Source organism: Antarctobacter sp., assembly GCF_965277915.1.
In the GTDB taxonomy this organism is placed as follows: Bacteria; Pseudomonadota; Alphaproteobacteria; order Rhodobacterales; family Rhodobacteraceae; genus Antarctobacter.
The window spans coordinates 3,628,439-3,647,490 of record NZ_OZ255849.1; the positions used below are offsets into that span (position 1 = coordinate 3,628,439).

Annotated in this window: 18 protein-coding genes; 4 read left to right on the forward strand and 14 right to left on the reverse strand. The window is 64.6% G+C overall.

Translation table 11 applies throughout. The annotated features are described in order from the left end of the window. Window positions 1-11: 11 nt before the first annotated feature. From ACQY5B_RS18635 to ACQY5B_RS18680, 10 genes are all read right to left on the reverse strand, one after another. On the reverse strand, window positions 12-428 hold the full coding sequence (locus ACQY5B_RS18635; protein ID WP_420327984.1) for a cupin domain-containing protein: 417 nt from the start codon (window positions 426-428) through the stop codon (window positions 12-14). 62 nt (window positions 429-490) lie between these two features. Beyond that, window positions 491-1,315, reverse strand: a complete 825-nt coding sequence (locus tag ACQY5B_RS18640; RefSeq protein WP_043136089.1) for an ABC transporter ATP-binding protein — start codon at window positions 1,313-1,315, stop codon at window positions 491-493. Window positions 1,316-1,428: 113 nt separating this feature from the next. Continuing rightward, on the reverse strand, window positions 1,429-2,724 hold the full coding sequence (locus ACQY5B_RS18645) for an ABC transporter substrate-binding protein (protein WP_420327982.1): 1,296 nt from the start codon (window positions 2,722-2,724) through the stop codon (window positions 1,429-1,431). Between the two features lie 89 nt (window positions 2,725-2,813). Then, entirely contained in the window at window positions 2,814-3,890 is a 1,077-nt protein-coding gene (locus tag ACQY5B_RS18650; protein ID WP_305971275.1) for a branched-chain amino acid ABC transporter permease, read from the reverse strand. 28 nt (window positions 3,891-3,918) lie between these two features. Continuing rightward, entirely contained in the window at window positions 3,919-4,404 is a 486-nt protein-coding gene (locus ACQY5B_RS18655) for a hypothetical protein (protein ID WP_420327980.1), read from the reverse strand. Between the two features lie 3 nt (window positions 4,405-4,407). Beyond that, a complete protein-coding gene (locus tag ACQY5B_RS18660; protein WP_420327978.1) occupies window positions 4,408-4,683 on the reverse strand; it encodes a hypothetical protein in 276 nt (91 codons plus the stop codon). A gap of 1 nt (window position 4,684) precedes the next feature. Further along, window positions 4,685-4,933: a hypothetical protein gene (locus tag ACQY5B_RS18665; RefSeq protein ID WP_420327976.1), complete on the reverse strand. Its 249-nt coding sequence runs from the start codon at window positions 4,931-4,933 to the stop codon at window positions 4,685-4,687. An 82-nt stretch (window positions 4,934-5,015) separates the two neighbouring features. Next, entirely contained in the window at window positions 5,016-5,969 is a 954-nt protein-coding gene (locus tag ACQY5B_RS18670) for a branched-chain amino acid ABC transporter permease (protein WP_043136078.1), read from the reverse strand. 88 nt (window positions 5,970-6,057) lie between these two features. Next, entirely contained in the window at window positions 6,058-6,813 is a 756-nt protein-coding gene (locus tag ACQY5B_RS18675; protein WP_420328612.1) for an ABC transporter ATP-binding protein, read from the reverse strand. Between the two features lie 190 nt (window positions 6,814-7,003). Continuing rightward, window positions 7,004-8,977 carry an AMP-binding protein gene (locus ACQY5B_RS18680; RefSeq protein ID WP_424976472.1) on the reverse strand — a complete coding sequence of 658 codons (1,974 nt, stop codon included), beginning with the start codon at window positions 8,975-8,977 and terminating at the stop codon, window positions 7,004-7,006. A 226-nt stretch (window positions 8,978-9,203) separates the two neighbouring features. On the opposite strand from ACQY5B_RS18680, the gene ACQY5B_RS18685 reads away from it, so the two are divergent. Together ACQY5B_RS18685 and ACQY5B_RS18690 are read left to right on the forward strand one after the other, a co-directional pair. Beyond that, a complete protein-coding gene (locus tag ACQY5B_RS18685) occupies window positions 9,204-11,111 on the forward strand; it encodes a hybrid sensor histidine kinase/response regulator (protein WP_420327972.1) in 1,908 nt (635 codons plus the stop codon). Window positions 11,112-11,120: 9 nt separating this feature from the next. Then, entirely contained in the window at window positions 11,121-11,816 is a 696-nt protein-coding gene (locus ACQY5B_RS18690) for a response regulator transcription factor (protein ID WP_069209274.1), read from the forward strand. Between the two features lie 45 nt (window positions 11,817-11,861). Here ACQY5B_RS18690 and ACQY5B_RS18695 read toward each other — a convergent pair whose 3' ends face one another. From ACQY5B_RS18695 to fdhF, 4 genes are all read right to left on the reverse strand, one after another. Continuing rightward, window positions 11,862-12,050 carry a hypothetical protein gene (locus ACQY5B_RS18695; protein ID WP_305971269.1) on the reverse strand — a complete coding sequence of 63 codons (189 nt, stop codon included), beginning with the start codon at window positions 12,048-12,050 and terminating at the stop codon, window positions 11,862-11,864. Window positions 12,051-12,117: 67 nt separating this feature from the next. Then, the gene (locus tag ACQY5B_RS18700; protein WP_420327970.1) at window positions 12,118-13,320 is read right to left on the reverse strand and encodes a hydantoinase/carbamoylase family amidase; all 1,203 of its coding nucleotides are present in this window, start codon (window positions 13,318-13,320) and stop codon (window positions 12,118-12,120) included. A gap of 101 nt (window positions 13,321-13,421) precedes the next feature. Further along, window positions 13,422-14,378 carry an HNH endonuclease gene (locus tag ACQY5B_RS18705; protein ID WP_420327968.1) on the reverse strand — a complete coding sequence of 319 codons (957 nt, stop codon included), beginning with the start codon at window positions 14,376-14,378 and terminating at the stop codon, window positions 13,422-13,424. Window positions 14,379-14,413: 35 nt separating this feature from the next. Next, a complete protein-coding gene (fdhF, locus tag ACQY5B_RS18710; protein ID WP_305971266.1) occupies window positions 14,414-17,197 on the reverse strand; it encodes a formate dehydrogenase subunit alpha in 2,784 nt (927 codons plus the stop codon). Between the two features lie 296 nt (window positions 17,198-17,493). Between fdhF and ACQY5B_RS18715 the strand changes: the two genes are divergently transcribed. Together ACQY5B_RS18715 and ACQY5B_RS18720 are read left to right on the forward strand one after the other, a co-directional pair. Further along, window positions 17,494-18,354, forward strand: coding sequence for a branched-chain amino acid aminotransferase (locus ACQY5B_RS18715; RefSeq protein ID WP_420327966.1), 861 nt, complete (start codon window positions 17,494-17,496; stop codon window positions 18,352-18,354). Between the two features lie 18 nt (window positions 18,355-18,372). After that, entirely contained in the window at window positions 18,373-19,032 is a 660-nt protein-coding gene (locus ACQY5B_RS18720) for a hypothetical protein (RefSeq protein WP_420327964.1), read from the forward strand. The last annotated feature ends 20 nt before the right edge of the window (window positions 19,033-19,052 follow it).

Genomic DNA, 19,052 nt, shown 5'->3' on the forward strand with positions numbered 1-19,052 from the left:
GCGCCATCACGTCACTCGACCGGCCAGGAAAAGGGTTCCAGGATGTTGACGACATAGGTCACCATCAACTCGATATCGCTGTCGCCGAGGTTGCGCAGCGGGCCATGCGCATCCCCGGCGGACACAAAGATCACCCTCCCCGCGTCCAGCACCTGTTCCGTGCCGTCCGGCCCCTCGATGCGCCCGCCGCGCAGAACGACCGCATGCATGTCGCCGGGATGGGCATGTCGCTTGATCATGCCGTCCGGCTTGATCGTCACGCGGCTGATGACCACCTTCATCTCTGCTGCATCCGAGAGCGGCTGCTCTGACAGCACCTCGTGCACTACCAGGTCACTGGCCTGCACGGGCGTCGCCCCCAGAAGCGACGCAGAGGCCAGGATGGCGGCGCCGGCAAGCGCAAGACAGGTCGGGGCAAAACGGATCATGACATCATTCCTCTGGATGAAGCGGCCTTCGCGTCGGTAATCGGGGCCGTGACGGCGGCGGCTCAGGCCAGCCACCGCTTGCGGCGCCGGTAGGACCGCACATCGCGGAAGGATTTGCGCCCTTCGTCCGACATCCCCAGGTAGAATTCCTTGACGTCCGGGTTTTCCCGAAGCTCGGCGGCGGGCCCATCCATCACGACGCGCCCGTTTTCCAGGATATAGCCGGAATGGGCGTATTTCAGCGCCACGTTGGTGTTCTGCTCTGCCAGCAGGAAACTCACGCCCTCGTTCTCGTTCACCGATTTCACGATTTCGAAGATCTGTTCCACCAGTTGCGGCGCCAGCCCCATGCTGGGTTCGTCCAGAAGGATCGTTTCGGGCCGCGACATCAGTGCCCGCCCGATCGCGGTCATCTGCTGCTCCCCGCCCGAAGTATAGCCCGCCTGGCTGCGGCGGCGCTCCTTGAGGCGCGGAAAATAGGAATAGACCATCTCCAGGTCCGCCTCGACTGCCGCCTTGCCGTCCTTGCGTGTGTAGGCACCGGTCATCAGGTTTTCCTCGACGGTCAGGTGCTCGAAACAGTGGCGGCCTTCCATCACCTGGATCACGCCGCGTTTCACCAGCGCCGCCGGATCGAGGTCCTGGACCCGCTCGCCCTTGTAGACGATGGAGCCCTTGGTCACTTCGCCTCGCTCGGAGTGCAACAGGTTGGAAATCGCCTTCAGCGTTGTCGTCTTGCCAGCACCATTGCCCCCCAGCAGCGCGGTGATCCCGCCCTTGTTCACGGTCAGGCTGACGCCCTTCAGCACGAGGATCACGTGGTTGTAGATCACCTCGATGTTGTTCACCTCGAGCAGGGCCTCGTCCGTCCGTCCTGCATCCAGCATCGTCTCACCTCGCGCTCCGGGTCGGCCCTGAGCCGCCCCTGCTGCTTCTTCTCTCTGAAAATACTCGAAAGTCGGCCCCGGCGAGGCGGATGCACCGCCGGGGCCTTGCGCGATCACATCGCGTCGCAGTCCTCGTTCACCGGCCAGGGGGCATTGGCCTCGGCGTATTCCTTCGCCTTTTCCTCTGCCAGCGCCTGATAACCTTCCACGTTCGGCGTCAGAAGGTCGGAGACCTTGACGAACTTCTCGCCATCCCATTCCAGCATCCAGCCGCCCGAATGGCCGGTGTGGTTGGCACAGGAAGTCTGGAACGGCGGCACCATGCCGGTCAGGCCCAGTTCCTCGATCCGCGCCTCGGTCATGTTGATGTTTTCCAGGCCCCAGCGCAGTTGCTCGGCATTGATCTCGGGGGTGCCGAATTCAGCCTGCGCCGCGCGGATGCCTTCGGCGAGGATGGCCGAGATCACGATCCCGCGCGAGTAGAAGACGCCTGTCATCTCGGTCTCGTCGGTCTTGGACTTGCCCGCGTCGATGACGTATTGCTGCACATCCTTCATGACAGGCGCATCCATGTTCGGGTACGACCAGCTGATCGACTTGTAGCCCTTGCCGTCCTCGCCCACGATCCGCAGATCCGCGTCATGCCCGGCCCACCAGACACCCAGGAAATTCTCCATCGGGAACTTGGTCTTGACCGCTTCGGTGATGGCGCCCGCGTTCATCGCGCCCCAGCCCCACATCACGACATAGTCGGGACGCATCCGGCGGATCTGCAACCATTGCGCCGACTGGTTCTGCATTTCCTTCAGGCCCACCGGGATCGGGTTCAGCTCAAAGCCCTTTTGCTCGGCCAGCTGTTCCAGAACCGGGATCGGCTCCTTGCCGTAGGGGTGGTCAAGGTGCAGGAAGGCGATGGTCTTGCCGTCCAGGCTGCCCTGCCCTTCGAGATACTGGATGATCATGTCCGCTGCATCCCAGTATCCGGACGGGGTGTTGAAGGCCCACTGGAAGGTCTTGCCATCCATCATCGGGCTGAACCCGTAGCCCGGCGCCAGGATCGGGATGTTGTCGACGTTGGTCTTGGGCAGCACCTGCAGGGTGATGCCGGTTGACCAGGGCTGCGTCACGATCGCCTTGCCCTTGGTCTTTTCATAGCATTCAACGCCCTTCTCGGTGGAATAGCCGGTTTCGCATTCCTCGCCGTTGATCATCACGCCACCGATGCCGCCGTCACGCGCGTTCAGCATCGCCAGGTAATCGGCCTGCCCGTTCATCAGCGGGATGCCCGTCGCGGCAAAGGGGCCGGTCCGGTAGGCGAGGTTCGGGGCATATAGCTCCTGCGCCATCGAGGCCCCGGCGGTCGCCGCCGCAAGCGCGCCGGCAAGGGCCAGTCTGGTAAAGTGTTTCATGTCTTTCCTCCCTTGGAATGTCTCACTAGGTATTGCGTCTTGTTTTTGGGCCGCAGGTGGCGGCCATGGGATGGGAGCCTGCCCCCATCTCAATAGGGGAAGGGCCAGAGGATCAGTTTCTCCCGCAGCAGCCGCCACAGCTGCGCCAGGCCGTGCGGTTCGACGATCAGGAAGAACACGATCAGCCCGCCCACGATCATGAAGTTCAGGTGTTCCACCATCGAGGACGACAGCGGGATGCCGAGCGCCTCGGGGACCAGGTTCAGAACCACCGGCAAGCCCACGATCAGGATCGCCCCCAGGTAGTTGCCCAGGATCGAACCCAGCCCGCCGATGATCGCGATGAACAGGATCCGGAACGACAGTGGAATATCGAACAGGTTTGGTTCTGCCGCACCGCGCCACATGAAGACGAAAAGCGCGCCCGCCACGCCCACGATGTAGGACGAGATCGCAAAGGCCGTCAGCTTGGATTTCATCAGGTTGATGCCAATCAGCTCGGCGGCGATATCCATGTCGCGCGTGGCTTTCCACGTCCGGCCAAGGTTGCCGCGCGTCAGGTTGATGCAGACCCAGGTCAGCAGGCATACGATGAACAACACCAGGTAGTACTGGACGATCGAATCCGCCTGCGGGCCGGAGACATACAGCCCGAAAATGTCGAGGTTCGGCACCTGGATCGCGCCCGAGGCGTTGTAGTTGTAGAGCCAGGCCCATTTCTCGAACAGCCAGACCAGGAAGAACTGCGCCGCCAGAGTCGCGATCGCCAGGTAGAAACCCTTGATCCGCAAACTGGGGATGCCGAAGGCGACGCCGACGCCCGCGCTGAACACGCCCGACAGGAGGATCGCGATGATCGGGTTCATCCACGGCATGATCGTGATCATCTTGTAGCAGGCATAGGCCCCCACCCCCATGAAGGCCGCCGTGCCCAGCGACAGCTGCCCGGCATAGCCCGTGAGGATGTTCAGCCCCAGCGCGGCAAGCGAATAGATGAGGATCGGGATCAGAAGGGTCTGGAAGGTGAACTCGCTGGCCGTCAGCGGGAAGATCACCCATGCCAGAACCAGGATAAAGCCCAGCAGGAAGGCATCCTGCTTGACCGGGAACAGCGCCTGGTCGGCCTCGTAACTCGTCTTGAACTGCCCAGCGGTGCGATACAGCATCGCCGTCCTCCCCTTGTCTCGTCGCGGTTCAGCCCGCGGCTTCTCCGATGTAGCCGCCGGGACGGACAGGCCGTCCCCGCAGGCAGAAATTCAACAGCGCGATCAGCGCCGGCAGCGGCACGAACAGGAAGCCGGCCACCGATCCGATCTGGATCCAGCTCAGGTCCTGCCCGGGGTGATCCGCCTGCTGCATCCGCACCAGCGCGATCACTGCCCAGTTCACCGCCACCCAGAACGATGAGGCCAGCAGAAGCGTGCCCCAGCCCTGCCAGTGCGGCGGTGCCGTCTCGCCGATGTTCTGTTCGGCCGCACGCACCTGGCTCAGAACCGAAAGGCAGATCCAAGGCACAGGCACGGTCACGACAATGATCACAAGACCGATCAGGAACTCCGGCCCCCCGCCAAGCATCACGAAGAGAAAGAACCCCAGCACCACGGCAGCCACGCCGGTCACCCCGGCCGAGACAAGCCCCGCCGTCAGCAAACCGTCCTTATCTGCGGCCCCTTCGGTCATCGGTCAGCCATCCTCCCGGTCGTCCTGCGGGCCGCGTCGCGGATCGGTCCCGAGCCCGGCCAGGCGCGCCATCATGTTCAGCGTCAGTGCGGCGCCGGACAGGCCCACCGCCAGCGCGCCGTGCATCCCGGCCGAGACCATGCCCGTCATGGCATGGGTCATCTTGACCATGTCATCGCTTTCACCCAGCCCGTTGGCGCCGCGTGCCAGATCGGCAATCCTCGGATCAGGGCGCTGCACGGGGCGTGTCGCGGACCGTTTTTCCCCAGGCGTGTTCATCTTAGCCCTCCAGCCCTTCATCCGCTTCGTAGCGCGCGCGGCTAGCCGCCGGTTTCGCGTAGCCGGTCGACTCGGAATGGCGCACCAGCCAGAAATAGGCCCAGAGCCCCACCGCCGCGCCCGCCGCCGCAAGCAGCAGGGCAATGGTAATGCGTCCGCCCGCCTCCGGATCGCCGGTCAGGGCAAGGTAGCCGAAGGACCAGAACCCGGCCCAGGCGATCACGTTCAGAATGGCTATCAGCTTCGACATTTCCGCCCCTCCTCCGGGCGTCGGGTGGACCTGTGCCACCCGTTCCTCCGACCTTGTCCGATCCGGGCAGACCCGGACCGCCCTAGACCCTTTCGATGATGCGTTCCCCGAACAGCCCCTGCGGACGGAACAGCAGCACGATCAGCGCCAGGACGAAAGCGAACCATGTCTCGGTGTTGCCGCCAAGGATCGGGTAGCCCCAGTAGCCGTCGAACAGCTTTTCCAGGATGCCGATCATCAGCCCGCCGACGATGGCGCCGGTGATGCTTTCCAGCCCGCCCAGCATGAGCACCGGCAGCGCCTTGTAGGCGATGACCTCTAGCGCAAAGCTGACCCCCGCGCGCGCACCCCAGGCAATGCCCGTGACCAGCGCGATGATCCCCGCGATGAACCAGACCAGCACCCAGATCGTCTGCAGCGAGATGCCCACCGACAGTGCCGCCTGGTGATCGTCCCCCAGCGCGCGGATCGCCCGGCCCATCTTGGTGTAGTTGAGAAAGGCCAGCAGCGCCGCCACCAGCACCCCGCCGACCACGACCACCGTGATGTCGAGATGCGGCAGGATCAGCAGCCCCCCCCAGGGTTCCAGCAAGGTTTCGCCGGTCGGAATGCCCAGCTCGCTGGTGATCATCTGCTTGTTTTCGCCGCCAAAGATGATCTCGCCCAAGCCGATCAGGAACAGGCTGACCCCGATGGTGGCCATGAAAAGTATGATGTCAGGCTGCCCCACCAGCGGCCGCAGAACCACCCGTTCGATGCTGACCGCCAGCACGAACATCACGCCCAGCGTCAGAAGCACCGCGATCCAGGCGGGGATGCCGTAGGCATAAAGCCCCACCAGCGTCAGCGCCGCAAAGACCACCATGATGCCCTGCGCAAAGTTGAAGATGCGGCTCGACCGGAAGATCAACACGAAGCCCAGGGCGATCAGCGCATAGAGCACGCCGGACACCAGCCCCTCCCAGAGCGTCTGCAGGAACAGGTCCGGCGCTTCGTACATGTCCACGAAGGGATTGATGAAGATGTCTCTCAGCATGAGCTCTCCCCGCCCCGGTCTTGATCCGGGGCCTCATGGTTAAGGTGGAGGTCCAGGGACAAGCCCGGGACGGGATTCGAAAACGGTCTCAATGCGGCACCCCCAGGTAGGCGTCGATCACGTCCTGGTTGTTGCGCACCTCGTCGGGCGTGCCGTCGCCGATCTTCTTGCCGTAATCCATCACGACAACCCGGTCGCTGAGGTCCATGACCACCCCCATGTCGTGTTCGATCAGGCAGATCGTGGTGCCGAACTCGTCGTTCACATCCAAGATAAAGCGGCTCATGTCCTCTTTCTCCTCGACGTTCATGCCTGCCATCGGTTCGTCCAGCAGCAGGATGGACGGCTCGGCGGCCAGCGCGCGGGCCAGTTCGACCCGCTTTTTCAACCCGTAGGGCAACCGCCCCACCGGCGTCTTGCGGATCGCCTGAATCTCGAGAAAGTCGATGACCTTCTCGACGATCTCGCGGTTCTCCATCTCCTCGTTGCGCGCCCGGCCCCACCACAGCGCCTGGCTTGCAATCGAGGCCTTCATATGCGTCAGTCGGCCGGTCATCACGTTGTCCAGCACCGTCATCCCCTCGAACAGCGCAATGTTCTGGAAGGTGCGCGCCACCCCCATGCGGGCGACCTCGTAGGGTTTCATCTGCGGGCGCTTTTGGCCCTTGTACCAGACCTCGCCAACGGTTGGCGTGTAAAAGCCGGAGATGATGTTGAGCATCGAGGACTTGCCCGCCCCGTTCGGCCCGATGATCGCCCGGATCTCGCCCTCGTGCACGTCAAAGGAGATATCGGAAATCGCCGTCACCCCGCCGAATTTCAGCGTGATGTTCTTCATCTCCATCAGCACGCCGCCGATCTGGCGCCCGTCCGCGGTGACATAGCCTTCGGTATCCTTCACGCGACTGCCCCCTGTTTGCTCTTGGTGAAAATACCCCGGAATACGCCGGCACCGGGCACGTCTACCGGGCAAGGGCGCCCAAAGGGATGGTGGGCGGGGCGATACGCGCCGCAGGCGCGGGAGCGTCCGACCATCATTCCGCCGCCATGGCCTTGGGCTTGACCGGCCAGACCTTGGCGTCACGGATTTCCAGCGTCGCCTTGATCTTGCCCTTGCGCCCGTCCTCGTAGGTGACCTCGGTCTCGGTGTAGACGCTGTCCGATCCGTCGTACAAAGCGGTCACCAGGTCATCGAACTTCTCGCCGATGATCTTGCGGCGCACCTTGCGGGTCCGGGTCAACTCGCCGTCGTCAGCGTCCAACTCCTTGTGCAGGATCAGAAAGCGGTGCACCTGGCAGCCCGACAGCATGTCGTCCTGCGCGACGCTCTCGTTCACTTCCTCGACGTGTTTCTGCACCGTCTCCAGCACCTGCGGATGCCCGGCCAGTTCCTGGTAAGAGGCATAGGCGATGTTGTTGCGCTCTGCCCAGTTGCCCACCGCCGTGAGGTCGATGTTGATGAAGGCCGTACAGCGATCCTTGCCCGCGCCGAAGACCACTGCCTCCAGGATATTGGGAAAGAACTTCAGCTTGTTCTCGACGTATTTCGGCGCGAAGAGCGATCCATCCGCCATCTGGCCCACGTCCTTGGCCCGGTCGATGATGCGCAGGTGCCCGGTGTCTTCCTCGATGAACCCTGCATCGCCCGTGGCCACCCAGCCCTCGGGGTCCTTGGTGTCGCGCGTGCTTTCGGGGTTCTTGTAGTACTCCACGAAGGCGCCGGGCGACCGATAGAAGACCTCGCCATTTTCGGCGATGCGGATTTCCACCCCCGGCGCCGGCACGCCAACCGTGTCAGACCGCACTTCGCCATCGGGCTGCACGGTGATGAAGACGCTGGCCTCTGTCTGACCATAGAGCTGTTTGAGGTTGATCCCCAGCGAGCGCCAGAAATCAAAGATTTCCGGCCCGATCGCCTCACCCGCGGTATAGGCCACGCGCACCTTGGTCATGCCTGCGCGGTTGCGCACCGGGCCATAGACCAGGACCTGGCCCAGCGCGTATTTCAGCCGGTCCATCATCCCCACCGGCTTGCCGTCGAGGATCTTCGGCCCGACCTTGCGCGCATGGGCCATGAAGGTGTCGAACAGCCATTTCTTGAACCGGCCCGCATCCTCCATCCGGATCGTCAGCGCGGTGATGCGCTCCTCGAAATAGCGTGGCGGCGCAAAGAAATAGGTCGGCCCGATTTCGTGCAGGTTCTCGTACATGGTCTGCGGCGCCTCGGGGCAGTTCACGCAGAAACCGCACCAGTAGGCCTGGCCGATGGAAAAGATGAAATCCCCTACCCAGGCCATCGGCAGATAGGCCAGCACGCTGTCGCTGCGCCGCAAATGGTCGAATTGGGACGAGGACTTGGCCGCCTCGATGATATTCCGGTTGGACAGGACCACGCCCTTGGGCTTGCCCGTGGTGCCCGAGGTATAAAGCATCACGCAGGTGTCGTCGTAGGTCAGCTTTTCCCGCCGCCGCTTCAACTCGGGCAGGAATTCTTCTCGCGCCGCGCGCCCCTGCTCCTGGATGTGGCTGAATTCATGCAGGTGGGAATGGTCGTACTTCCGCATGCCGCGCGGATCGACATAGATCAGATGCTCGAATTGGTGCAGGTCGTCCTGCACCTCGATCACCTTGTCGGCCTGTTCCTGGTCCGCGACGATGGCAAAGCGCGCGCCGCAATGACCCAGAACGTATTCCATCTCTTCGGCCACCGCATCCTGGTACAACGGCACCGGGATCGCGCCGACGCTTTGCGCCGCAACCATCGACCAGTACAACGTGGGCCGGTTGCGCCCGATGATGGCGACGTAATCGCCCTCGTTGACACCCAGGTTCAGCAGGCCCAAGGCCAGCGCCTCGATTTCCTTTTCCGTCTCCGCCCAGGTCCAGCTTTGCCAGATCCCGTATTCCTTCTCACGGTAGGCGGGCGCATTGCCGAACTCGGTGGCATTGCGATGCAACAGTGCCGGGACAGAGCGCAGACCTTCCGCGCCCTCAGCCAAATGTGCCAAGTCTTTTCCTCCCATGCCGGTTCCCCGACATCCCTCGTGATGCCCAGGTGTCCGGGCCGCTCGCTGTTGGTCGCGATTCTGGCCTTCATTTGGGCAAGTCCCAAGCTTGCGGTCAACTTTTTCCGCAAGATTTCCCAAATGTAACGAATTCCTACAGGGCGGCGAACGGCCCGGACCGATGCGCAGCCCTCTGGCGCCGCCGCCTAGACCGCCCTAGGCTTGGGCCATGAAAAACCTCGCGCTCACGCAGGCCGGGCTGAACCTCATCCAGCAGGCCCTGACGATCTATGACAGCGACCTGCGGCTTGCGGTCTGCAATGCGCCCTTTGCGCAGATGTTCGATCTGCCCGATGCGCTCACCACGCCCGGCGCCCGGTTCGAGGACACCATCCGCCACCTTGTCGAACGCGGCGAATACGGCCCCGTCGACGACCCGGAAACCTTCATCCAGGACCGCGTCGAGACCGCCCGCGCGTTTGAGCCGCACTACATGGAGCGCACGCGCGCCAACGGCCGCACCATCAGCGTCGAAGGGGCGCCGCTGCCGCAGGGCGGCTGGGTCACGGTCTACACGGACATCACCCAGACCAGGGCGCAGGAACAGTTGCTGCGCACGCGTTCGGAACTCCTGTCCGAGGAGGTCCTGAAACGGTCCGAGGAACTGGCCCGCACCAACCGCAATCTCGCGGCCACCAACAAGGCTCTGGAAGAGGCGCGCCGCGAACTGGTCGAGACCGAGGCCCGCACCCGCACGACGACCCAGATGATGCCCGCCCACATCGCCCGGGTCGATGCCGGCGGGCACTATACCTTTTCCAACAACCGGCTGGGCGATGTGATGCCCGGTCGTCCGGCCAATATCCTCGGCCTGCATATTTCGGAAACGCTGGGGCCGCAGGCCTATTCCAAGGTGCGCCCGCACCTCGAGGCCGCGCAGGACGGACGGCAAAGCACCTTTGAGTTCCACGACGAGATGTCCTCACGCCGGATCCGGGGCGTTTTCACCCCCGATCCGCTGGAACCGGGCGTCTACATCCTGTCGCAGGACGTGACCGAGGAAACCCAGGCCCGCGCCGCCCTGCAACAGACCCGGCGCCGAGAGATCGCGGCGCAGCTGACCTCGGGTCTTGCGCATGATTTCTCGAACCTTTTGACCATCATCCTGGGCATGCAATCACGGCTGGCACGGATGGGGCTTGGACCGCAGGCGGAACCGCTGATTTCTGCCACGCTTTCGGCCGCGCGGCGTGGCGGGCGGCTGCTGGACCGGATCGCCGACATGACCAGTCAGCGGGGATGGCAGCCCCGCCCGCTGTCCCTGCCCGATTTTCTTGGCGAATTGTGCACGCTGGCCACGCCTTCGCTGCCCGAAGGGATGGAATTGCGGACGCGGGACGACACCAGCGGCGCCTACATGGCCGATCCCGGCCTCTTGCAGGATGCGCTGCTGAACCTGGTGCTGAATGCCCGCGATGCCTGCGGCGAGGCTGGGGTCATCACCCTGATGGCGCAAGAGGTCCAGGACACCTGGCTGGAACTGTCGGTCGAGGACAGCGGGCCGGGCTTTTCCGACACCGCGCTGCGCCACGGGCTTGAACCTTTCTTCACCACCAAGGGCGGCGAAGGGTCGGGGCTGGGCCTTGCGATGGTCTATGACATGACAAAACTTGCGGGCGGCTCGGTACGGTTGGCCAACACCGGGCATGGCGCACGGGTCTCGCTGCGTCTGCCCCTGCGCCGGGCGGCACAAGCGCCCGTGCCGGACACCGGCCTTGTCCTTCTGGCCGAGGACAGCCCCGACCTGCGCGAGGCCATCCGCGAGATGCTGACCGGGTTGGGGTTTTCGGTGGTCGAGGCCGCCTCGGTGGACGAGGCCTGCGCCCTGGCCGAAGGCCTGCCCGATATCGCGCTGGTCCTGTCGGATATCTCGCTGGAAGGCGACCGTCCGGGCCTCGACCTGGCGCAGCGCCTGCCGCATTTGCCCGTCCGCTTCATGACCTCCTTGCCGCCGGATCACACCCTGCACCGTCGCGCGCATAGGCTTGGCCCCGTCCTGCCCAAACCCTTCTCCGCCGCCGACCTTGCCGGCTTCCTCGGGCTGGTGCCTCTTCCGGCGCCCGCGCAGATGGGCTAACCCGCCTCCATGAGCGCCCTTGTCACCATTCTCGACGACGAACCGGCCATCCGCCAGATGCTGTCCGACGCGTTGGCAGAGGCAGGGTTCCGCACCATGTCCTTTGGCCGCGCGACGGAATTCGAGGCCGCCCTGCGCCGCACCACGCCCGATGTCTGCCTCGTCGACCTGGGCTTGCCGGACCGTGACGGGCTGACCCTGGTGCACCGGCTGGCGCTGGAACAGGGGGCAACGGTCATCATCATTTCCGGTCGCGCACAGGTGCAGGACCGGGTGACCGGGCTGGAACTGGGGGCGGATGACTACATCATCAAACCCTTCGACCCGGCCGAGGTCGTGGCCCGCATCCGTGCCCGCCTGCGCACCCGCACCCGGTCCGCTCCATCGGACACCGCACGGTTCAACGGCTGGACCGCGCATTTCGACCGCTACGCGCTCGAGGACGAGACCGGCGAGGAAACCACCTTCAGCCATGCCGAGGGCGAGGTACTGCGGCTGTTCCTGGAAAGCCCCAAGCGCCTCATCACCCGCGCTCATATGCAGGAATCCCTAGGCGGCGCGGCGGGCGAGAGTTTTGACCGGGCGATGGATGTGCGTATCTCGCGCCTGCGCACCAAGCTGCGCGAGGACCCCAAGAACCCCCGCCTGATCAAGACCATCTACGGCGCGGGCTATATCTTTCTGGGGGACGTCAGCTGGAGCTGAGCGACCCCGCCCCGGGCCTGACCAGCGGCCTCTGTCCGACGCGCCTCAGGGCTGTATCGTCGTATAGGCCTCTGCCACCCCCAACAGGGTTTTCACGTGCGGCAGCACGCTGACCGCGATCACACCGACGATCGCCCCGACGCCCAGCCGGATCGGCGCCGCGCCCAGTTTCGGTCCCGCAAGGCCCAACAATCCGCAGACCGAGGCATAAAATCCAATCGACACTGGGTCCATGTCCGCACCTCCTGCGGATCAGCCTAGAGCAGGCCGGGGCGTCGCGAAACTCCGGAATTCCCGCGTCTTACCCCGCGATCCGTGCCGCCGCCCCCGCCAGCACCTGCAGGCCGCGCACCAGGTCGGCCTCGTCCGTGTCCTCGGCAAAGTCATGGCTGATGCCCCCGATCGAGGGCACGAAGAGCATCGCCGCTGGCATCATGAGCGACATGTTCGAAGCATCGTGCAGCGCCCCCGACGGCATCTCGCGCCAACGGCCCGGCACGGTTTCTTCCGCCGCCTCGCGCAGCGCCGCGCGAAAGTCCGCATCCATAGACACCGGCGCCACGCCCAGCATCGGCCCGAACTCCAGCGCCAGCCCCCTGTCGTCCGCGATCTCCTGCGCCGTCTCGCGCACGATCGCCTCCATCCGGTCCAGCCTGTCCGGATCTCCATCCCGCCATTGCATCGAGAATTTAACCCGTCCCGGCACGATGGAATGCGCGTTTGGGTGCAAGCTGACATGTCCGATGGTCCAGACCGTCGCCGGGGTCACCACGTTCCGCAGCCGGTCGTTCAGAAGGCTATTGAAAGCGCCCAGCGCCTGAAATGCATCCTTGCGCAGGGCCATCGGCGTGGTGCCCGCGTGGTTCTGCTGTCCCTCGAAGCTGATCACCATGTCGCGGATACCGACGATGGCCTCGACCACACCCGCGGCCTCACCGCTTGTGTCCAGCACCGGCCCCTGTTCGATGTGCATCTCCAGGAAGCCCGTGAAACGGCCCGGGTCGATCCAGTCCCCCAGCCGGTCCCCCATCGCGGCCCGCGCCTCTGGCAAAGTCACGCCCTGGGGGTCGACCAACCCGTCCACCTTTTCGCGCGCCAGAGCCCCTGACCAGGCCGCGCTGCCGGTGGTGACACCGAACCGCCCTTCCTCGTCCTGGAAGGAGACGCAGGAAATCGGCGGCCCACCCGCCTCTTTCGCGGCGCGCGCCACCTCGAGACCGGCAATGACTCCCAAAGCGCCGTCCAGCCAGCCGCCCTCGGGCTGGCTGTCGGAATGCGACCCGATCAGCAGAGACCGCCCCTCGACAAGGCCGAAGAGCGAGCCCATCGGGTCGAAGTGCGGCTCCAGCCCCGCGTCGCGCATCTGGTCCGCCAGCCAGTCCCGCGCGGCAATGTCCGCCTCTGTATAGGCGGGCCGCCGCACCCCCTTGCCGACACCCGCCGCCCCGAAGGAGCGCAGGGTGTGAAGATCCTCCAGAAAACGCTTTTCATCGACCGCGACCATTTCCGCCCCTCCAGGTTCCAGTTCGCCGCGACCCTAACCCGCGGGATCCCGGCTCTGCAATTGGCCGGTCAGGCTGTAGGCCCCCCACCCACAAGGTCCGCTCACCTGGAAAACAGATCGGAGGGATCCCCCATGCCGAAACGGTTTTCCCGGTGCCACTGGATGTTAGCAGGATGCGGCCAGTCACGCCGATCCTTGGGCAAGGTCAATTGCCTTTCGGGCCGTATCAATCGATCCGCCACATCCCGCGGCACCTTGTTGTCAGACACGAGGACCCTGACATCCCAGGGTGTTGCCGGATCGGGAATATCCAGAGCAATCAAACCCCGATCGAACATCCAGTGCAGCGTCGCCGAGAGCGCAAGACCATTGCGAACCGAGTCACTGCCGTTCTCCTCGACCGGACGGATATGCGCCGCCTGCACTTCGGGCCGCCCGCCCCCGTTTCGCAATCCCAGCCCTGAGATGGCGCACCGTTCGTCATAAGCGGCCCGCACCTTGCGCCGAAATGCCACGTCACGATAGGCGCGCCGTGTCAGGCGCTCATGCACTGGCCTTTCGAAGAGAGCAGCGGGATCGGCGGCCTCTGGTTTCCGATCATAGCGGCTGGCCTCGATAGCCTCCAAGTCCTGCGGAAGTCCCATATTCACGATCCGCGCAAAATCTGCATCCGGCAAGCGACGAACCGCGAGTTGCTGAGCCCCGCCTTTTTTCGGCGAACCGTCCGGCTCGCGCAGGGCCGCTTCCAGCGGGCTGCCATGCAAAAGCCGAGGCACGAAACTGTCGAACTCAAGATAAGAACCGGGCGAGATCATCGCCCACCACATACCGTTGCCACTCGGGCTTTCGATCACCTCGTGCACTTGCGCGACAGCAAAGTAACCGCGAGGCCCTGCTTTCACCGGCTCATAGTAAACAATCCAGTCGCCAACGGCCTCTCTCACGGCCTTCAGGTACGCCTTTGGAAACTCGTAACGCACATCCGGCGCGTCATCGTAGATCGAATCCGCCCTGTGCAAAAAAACAGCCTTGCCCATGTTGGGTAGAAAGCCTGGCATGCGCGGAAAACGCAAGCCAGGCATCGTTCATTTCGTCACTCCGCCGCCACCCCCTCGGCTCCCACGGCCTCGACCCGCACCGCCGAGTACTTGAACTCGGGGATCTTGCCGAAGGGATCCAGGGCCGGGTTGGTCAGGATATTGGCCGCCGCCTCGACAAAGGCGAAGGGCAGGAAAACCATGTCCGGCGCCACGTTGCGGTCCGACCGCGCCATGACCTCGACCGAGCCGCGCCGCGTGGTCAGCCGCACGAAGCCGCCCGGCTCGACCCCCAGCTTACGCAGGGTCGACGGGTGCAAGGAGCAGTTCGCCTCGGGCTCGACCGCGTCCAGGACGCTGGCCCGGCGGGTCATCGAGCCGGTGTGCCAATGTTCCAGCTGCCGTCCCGTGGTCAGGATCATCGGAAAGCTGTCGTCGGGCACTTCGGCCGGCGGTGTCACCCGGGCGGGGGCGAACATGGCCCGTCCCGCGCGGCGCGGGAAACCGTCGCCAAAGACCACCGCCTGCCCCGGGTCGTCGGGACCGGTGCAGGGGTAGGTCACGGCCGATTCCGCCTCCAGCCGCTTCCATGTGATGTGGTGCAGCGACCGCATCGACATCTTCATCTCGTCGAAGACGGATTTCGGATCGTCATAATCCCAGTCCAGCCCGACGCGCCGCGCCAGTTCGACCAGGATTTCCCAGTCCTCGCGCGCCTCGCCGGGCGGGTTCACAGCCTTGCGCGCCACCTGGACCTGGCGGTTGGTGTTCGTCACGGTGCCGGATTTCTCGGGCAGCGCCGAGGCGGGCAGGATCACGTCGGCGAAATTCGCGGTTTCGGTCAGGAAGATGTCCTGCACCACCAGGTGATCCAGCTGGCCCAGCGCCTTGCGGGCGTGTTCCACGTCCGGGTCGGACATCGCCGGGTTTTCGCCCAGGATATACATGCCCTTGATCTCGCCACGATAGACGCGATCCATGATCTCGACGACCGTCAGGCCGGGCGTTTCCTGGATCTCGGTTCCCCGCCAGATGTGCTTGAACAGCGCGCGGACCTCGGGGTCGGTCACCGACTGGTAATCCGGCAGGACCTGCGGGATCAGCCCCGCGTCGGAGGCGCCCTGGACGTTGTTCTGGCCACGCAGCGGGTGCAGGCCCGACCCCGGTCGCCCCACCTGACCGCAGAGCAGCGCCAGCGAGATCAGGCAGCGCGCATTGTCGGTGCCATGGATGTGCTGCGACACGCCCATGCCCCAGAAGATCATCGCCGCCCGCGCATCCGCATAGGTGCGCGCCACGGTACGGATCGTTTCCGGATCGATGCCGCAAAGCTCGGACATGCGCTCTGGCGTGAAGGCGCGGATGTGCTCGCGGAACTCAAAGAACCCTTCGGTGAAGCCCTCGATGTACTGCCGGTCGTAGAGCTTTTCCTCGACGATCACGTTCATGATCGCGTTGAGCAAGGCCACGTCCGTCCCGGGGCGGAACTGCAACATGTGATCGGCGTGCCTCGCCATCGCGGTGCCGCGCGGATCCATGATGATCAGCTTGCCGCCCCGCTTGGTGAACTGCTTGAAATAGGTTGCGGCAACCGGGTGGTTCTCGGTCGGGTTGGCACCGATCACGATGGCGACGTCGGCGTTCTCGATCTCGTTGAAGGTCGCCGTCACGGCGCCCGACCCGACGTTTTCCATCAACGCGGCCACCGAGGACGCGTGACACAAGCGGGTGCAATGGTCGACGTTGTTGTGACCAAAGCCCTGCCGGATGAACTTCTGAAAGAGATAGGCCTCTTCGTTGGTGCATTTGGCGCTGCCGAAACCGGCGACCGACTTGCCGCCGTAGTAGCTGCGCAGGTCCGCCAGGCCATGCGCGGCCTTGTCCAGCGCCTCTTCCCAGGTCGCTTCGCGGAAATGGGTCCAGGGGTTGTTCGGATCGACGTTCAGCCCCTTCTCCGGCGCGTCATCGCGGCGGATCAGCGGTTTCGTCAGGCGGTGCGGGTGGTGGATATAGTCAAACCCGAACCGGCCCTTGACGCAAAGGCGGCCTTCGTTCGCGGGGCCGTTGATGCCCTCGACATATTTGACCTTGCCATCCTTGACCTTGACCGAGACCTGGCAGCCCACGCCGCAAAACGGGCAGACCGACTTGACCTCTTCGTCGAAGTCCTTGCTGTCACCCTGCTGGTTCTCGTCCATGACGCTCGACGGCATCAGCGCGCCGGTCGGGCAGGCCTGCACGCATTCGCCGCAGGCCACGCAAGAGGAGTCGCCCATCGGGTCATCCAGGTCGAAGACCGGGTAGGCATCGTGGCCGCGGCCGGCCATGCCGATCACGTCGTTGACCTGGACCTCGCGGCAGGCGCGCACGCACAGTCCGCACTGGATGCAGGCATCCAGGTTGACCTTCATCGCGACGTGGCTGTCGTCCAGCAGCGGGATGCGCTCGGCCTCGAGCGTCGGGAAGCGCGACTCGGACACGCCGCTTTCGGCCGCCATGTCCCAGAGGTGGCTGGACTTGTCATGGGCCGCCGCCTGCTCTGGCTGGTCGGCCAACAGCAGTTCCATGACCATCTTGCGGGCGTTTTCCGCCCGGGCGGTGGCGGTCTGCACCACCATGCCGTCCTGCGGTTCGCGGATACAAGAGGCGGCCAGCGTGCGCTCGCCCTCGATTTCGACCATGCAGGCGCGGCAGTTGCCATCGGGGCGATAGCCCGGCGCCGGCTTGTGGCAGAGGTGCGGGATCTTGAGGCCGCGGCCATTGGCCACTTCCCAGATCGTCATGCCTTTTTCCGCCTCGACCTCCTGGCCGTCGAGCGTGAATCGGATCGTCTCGGACATGCGCGTCTCCCGTCGTTTGGGGCACCTTAAGCATGTCACCTTGGACACGCGCCTATCAATCCCGACCTTCGAAGGCATTTTTGCGCCTCGTGCGTTTCCGATGGGCGACGGGGCGTGATCCTGCGGCGCCGTGGCTGCGGGTTTCGACGCCAGCGCAGCATTCGGACCGCAATCCCCTGCCTGTTGGCCATTTTCGCCCGGCGCGGACATCCTGCGCCATCTGGCGGTACGGCCCGCCGCCTCTGGACCTTCCTCGCCGCCCCGCCTAGCTTCTCGCCAACTCGAAGGAGACTGACATGGCGACCGGCACGAATATCCGCACCTATTTCAATGGCACCTGGCACGAAGGCGACGCGATGGTCATGCGCGCCGCGGACCACGGCGCCTGGCTGGGGTCGTCGGTCTTCGACGGCGCGCGCCATGCACAGGGCGTCACGCCCGACCTTGACGCCCATTGCGCCCGGGTCAACCGCTCGGCAGAGGCGATGATGCTTCGCCCCACAGTCACGACCGAGGACATGGTGGCCATCGTCGAAGAAGGGTTGAAGGCCTATGCGCCGGACAGCGCGGTCTACATCCGTCCCATGTACTGGGGGATCAACGGTGATGCCACCGCAATCGTCCCGCAGCCGGACGAGACCGGCTTTGCGCTGTGCCTCGAGGAAATTCCGATGGCGCCCGACAGCGCCACCGCCACGCTGGGGCGCACGCGCTTTCGCCGCCCGGTAATGGAAAGCTCGGTCGTGAATGCCAAGGCCGGCTGTCTTTACCCGAACAACGCCCGGATGCTGGCAGAGGTCCGCGGCCGCGGGTTCGCCAATGCGCTGGTGACGGATGTCATGGGGAACGTGGCCGAAACCGCCACGGCCAACATCTTCATGGTCCGGGACGGCGTCGTGCTGACACCAATCCCCAACGGCACCTTCCTGTCCGGCATCACCCGCGCCCGCCACATGGCCAACCTGCGCGCCGACGGGATCGAGGTGCAGGAAGCCGTGCTGACCTTCGAGGACTTCGAACAGGCGGACGAGGTCTTCATGTCCGGCAACATGAACAAGGTAACCCCGGTGACCGGCTTCGAGGACAAGTCCTATCAAATCGGCCCGGTCACCCGGCGGGTGCGCGAGCTTTACTGGGACTGGGCACTCAGTGCCTGATCGGGCGGACGTGCGCGGATGGGACTGAAACTCGTCGTCATCCTTGTGGTGCTTGGGCTGTTCGTGGCTGCCATCGTGGCGGTCCAGCGTGCCAACCGCCCCACGGCACGGCGCCTGCCGGGGTCCGCGCCGCCCGAAGGCCCGTCGCTGGATGAACAGATGGCCGTTCTGGCCCGCGCTGGACTGCATCTGTCGCCGGGCGTGACCCGCGCCGACATCATCGACTTCGGCCCCGAAGAAACCTATCGCGGCGACCCTTGGCGGCTGCTTCTGCTGACCTACACGATCCGGGTCGACCGCCCCCCGCATCCCCCTTTCTGTCCCCGTGCCTGCCTGTTGCAAACCGATGGCTTTGACAGCCTGCAAGACTATGCCGAGGCCATCAGTGATCTGTCACGCATGGCAGAAGTGCCTTGCCAGGTCACCGTCTCGGACGGCCTGCACCTGCGGTTCGAAGATACCGCCATGACCCTTGCGCCCAGCATCGGGACAGGCCAGGTCGACCGGGGCGTCCTGACGAAGGTCCTGCACGAGTTGATGACCCGAATGCCCAGCGACAGCGGGCTATATGCGCTCGACAACTTCCCGCAACTCGCCCTCTTTCACCTCGACACGGCCGGTTTCGATCTGATCGACGCAATCGCACCGGACCTGTTGTCCCCTGATCCCCAACCCTGACCGCGCTGGACAGGGGCCCG

Excerpts from the sequence above, each read along its gene's own strand:
- ACQY5B_RS18635 (WP_420327984.1), bottom strand. The coding sequence starts at position 428 with ATGATCCGTTTTGCCCCGACCTGTCTTGCGCTTGCCGGCGCCGCCATC.
- ACQY5B_RS18640 (WP_043136089.1), bottom strand. The coding sequence starts at position 1,315 with ATGCTGGATGCAGGACGGACGGACGAGGCCCTGCTCGAGGTGAACAAC.
- ACQY5B_RS18645 (WP_420327982.1), bottom strand. The coding sequence starts at position 2,724 with ATGAAACACTTTACCAGACTGGCCCTTGCCGGCGCGCTTGCGGCGGCG.
- ACQY5B_RS18650 (WP_305971275.1), bottom strand. The coding sequence starts at position 3,890 with ATGCTGTATCGCACCGCTGGGCAGTTCAAGACGAGTTACGAGGCCGAC.
- ACQY5B_RS18655 (WP_420327980.1), bottom strand. The coding sequence starts at position 4,404 with ATGACCGAAGGGGCCGCAGATAAGGACGGTTTGCTGACGGCGGGGCTT.
- ACQY5B_RS18660 (WP_420327978.1), bottom strand. The coding sequence starts at position 4,683 with ATGAACACGCCTGGGGAAAAACGGTCCGCGACACGCCCCGTGCAGCGC.
- ACQY5B_RS18665 (WP_420327976.1), bottom strand. The coding sequence starts at position 4,933 with ATGTCGAAGCTGATAGCCATTCTGAACGTGATCGCCTGGGCCGGGTTC.
- ACQY5B_RS18670 (WP_043136078.1), bottom strand. The coding sequence starts at position 5,969 with ATGCTGAGAGACATCTTCATCAATCCCTTCGTGGACATGTACGAAGCG.
- ACQY5B_RS18675 (WP_420328612.1), bottom strand. The coding sequence starts at position 6,813 with ATGGAGATGAAGAACATCACGCTGAAATTCGGCGGGGTGACGGCGATT.
- ACQY5B_RS18685 (WP_420327972.1), top strand. The coding sequence starts at position 9,204 with ATGAAAAACCTCGCGCTCACGCAGGCCGGGCTGAACCTCATCCAGCAG.
- ACQY5B_RS18690 (WP_069209274.1), top strand. The coding sequence starts at position 11,121 with ATGAGCGCCCTTGTCACCATTCTCGACGACGAACCGGCCATCCGCCAG.
- ACQY5B_RS18695 (WP_305971269.1), bottom strand. The coding sequence starts at position 12,050 with ATGGACCCAGTGTCGATTGGATTTTATGCCTCGGTCTGCGGATTGTTG.
- ACQY5B_RS18700 (WP_420327970.1), bottom strand. The coding sequence starts at position 13,320 with ATGGTCGCGGTCGATGAAAAGCGTTTTCTGGAGGATCTTCACACCCTG.
- ACQY5B_RS18705 (WP_420327968.1), bottom strand. The coding sequence starts at position 14,378 with ATGCCAGGCTTTCTACCCAACATGGGCAAGGCTGTTTTTTTGCACAGG.
- fdhF (WP_305971266.1), bottom strand. The coding sequence starts at position 17,197 with ATGTCCGAGACGATCCGATTCACGCTCGACGGCCAGGAGGTCGAGGCG.
- ACQY5B_RS18715 (WP_420327966.1), top strand. The coding sequence starts at position 17,494 with ATGGCGACCGGCACGAATATCCGCACCTATTTCAATGGCACCTGGCAC.
- ACQY5B_RS18720 (WP_420327964.1), top strand. The coding sequence starts at position 18,373 with ATGGGACTGAAACTCGTCGTCATCCTTGTGGTGCTTGGGCTGTTCGTG.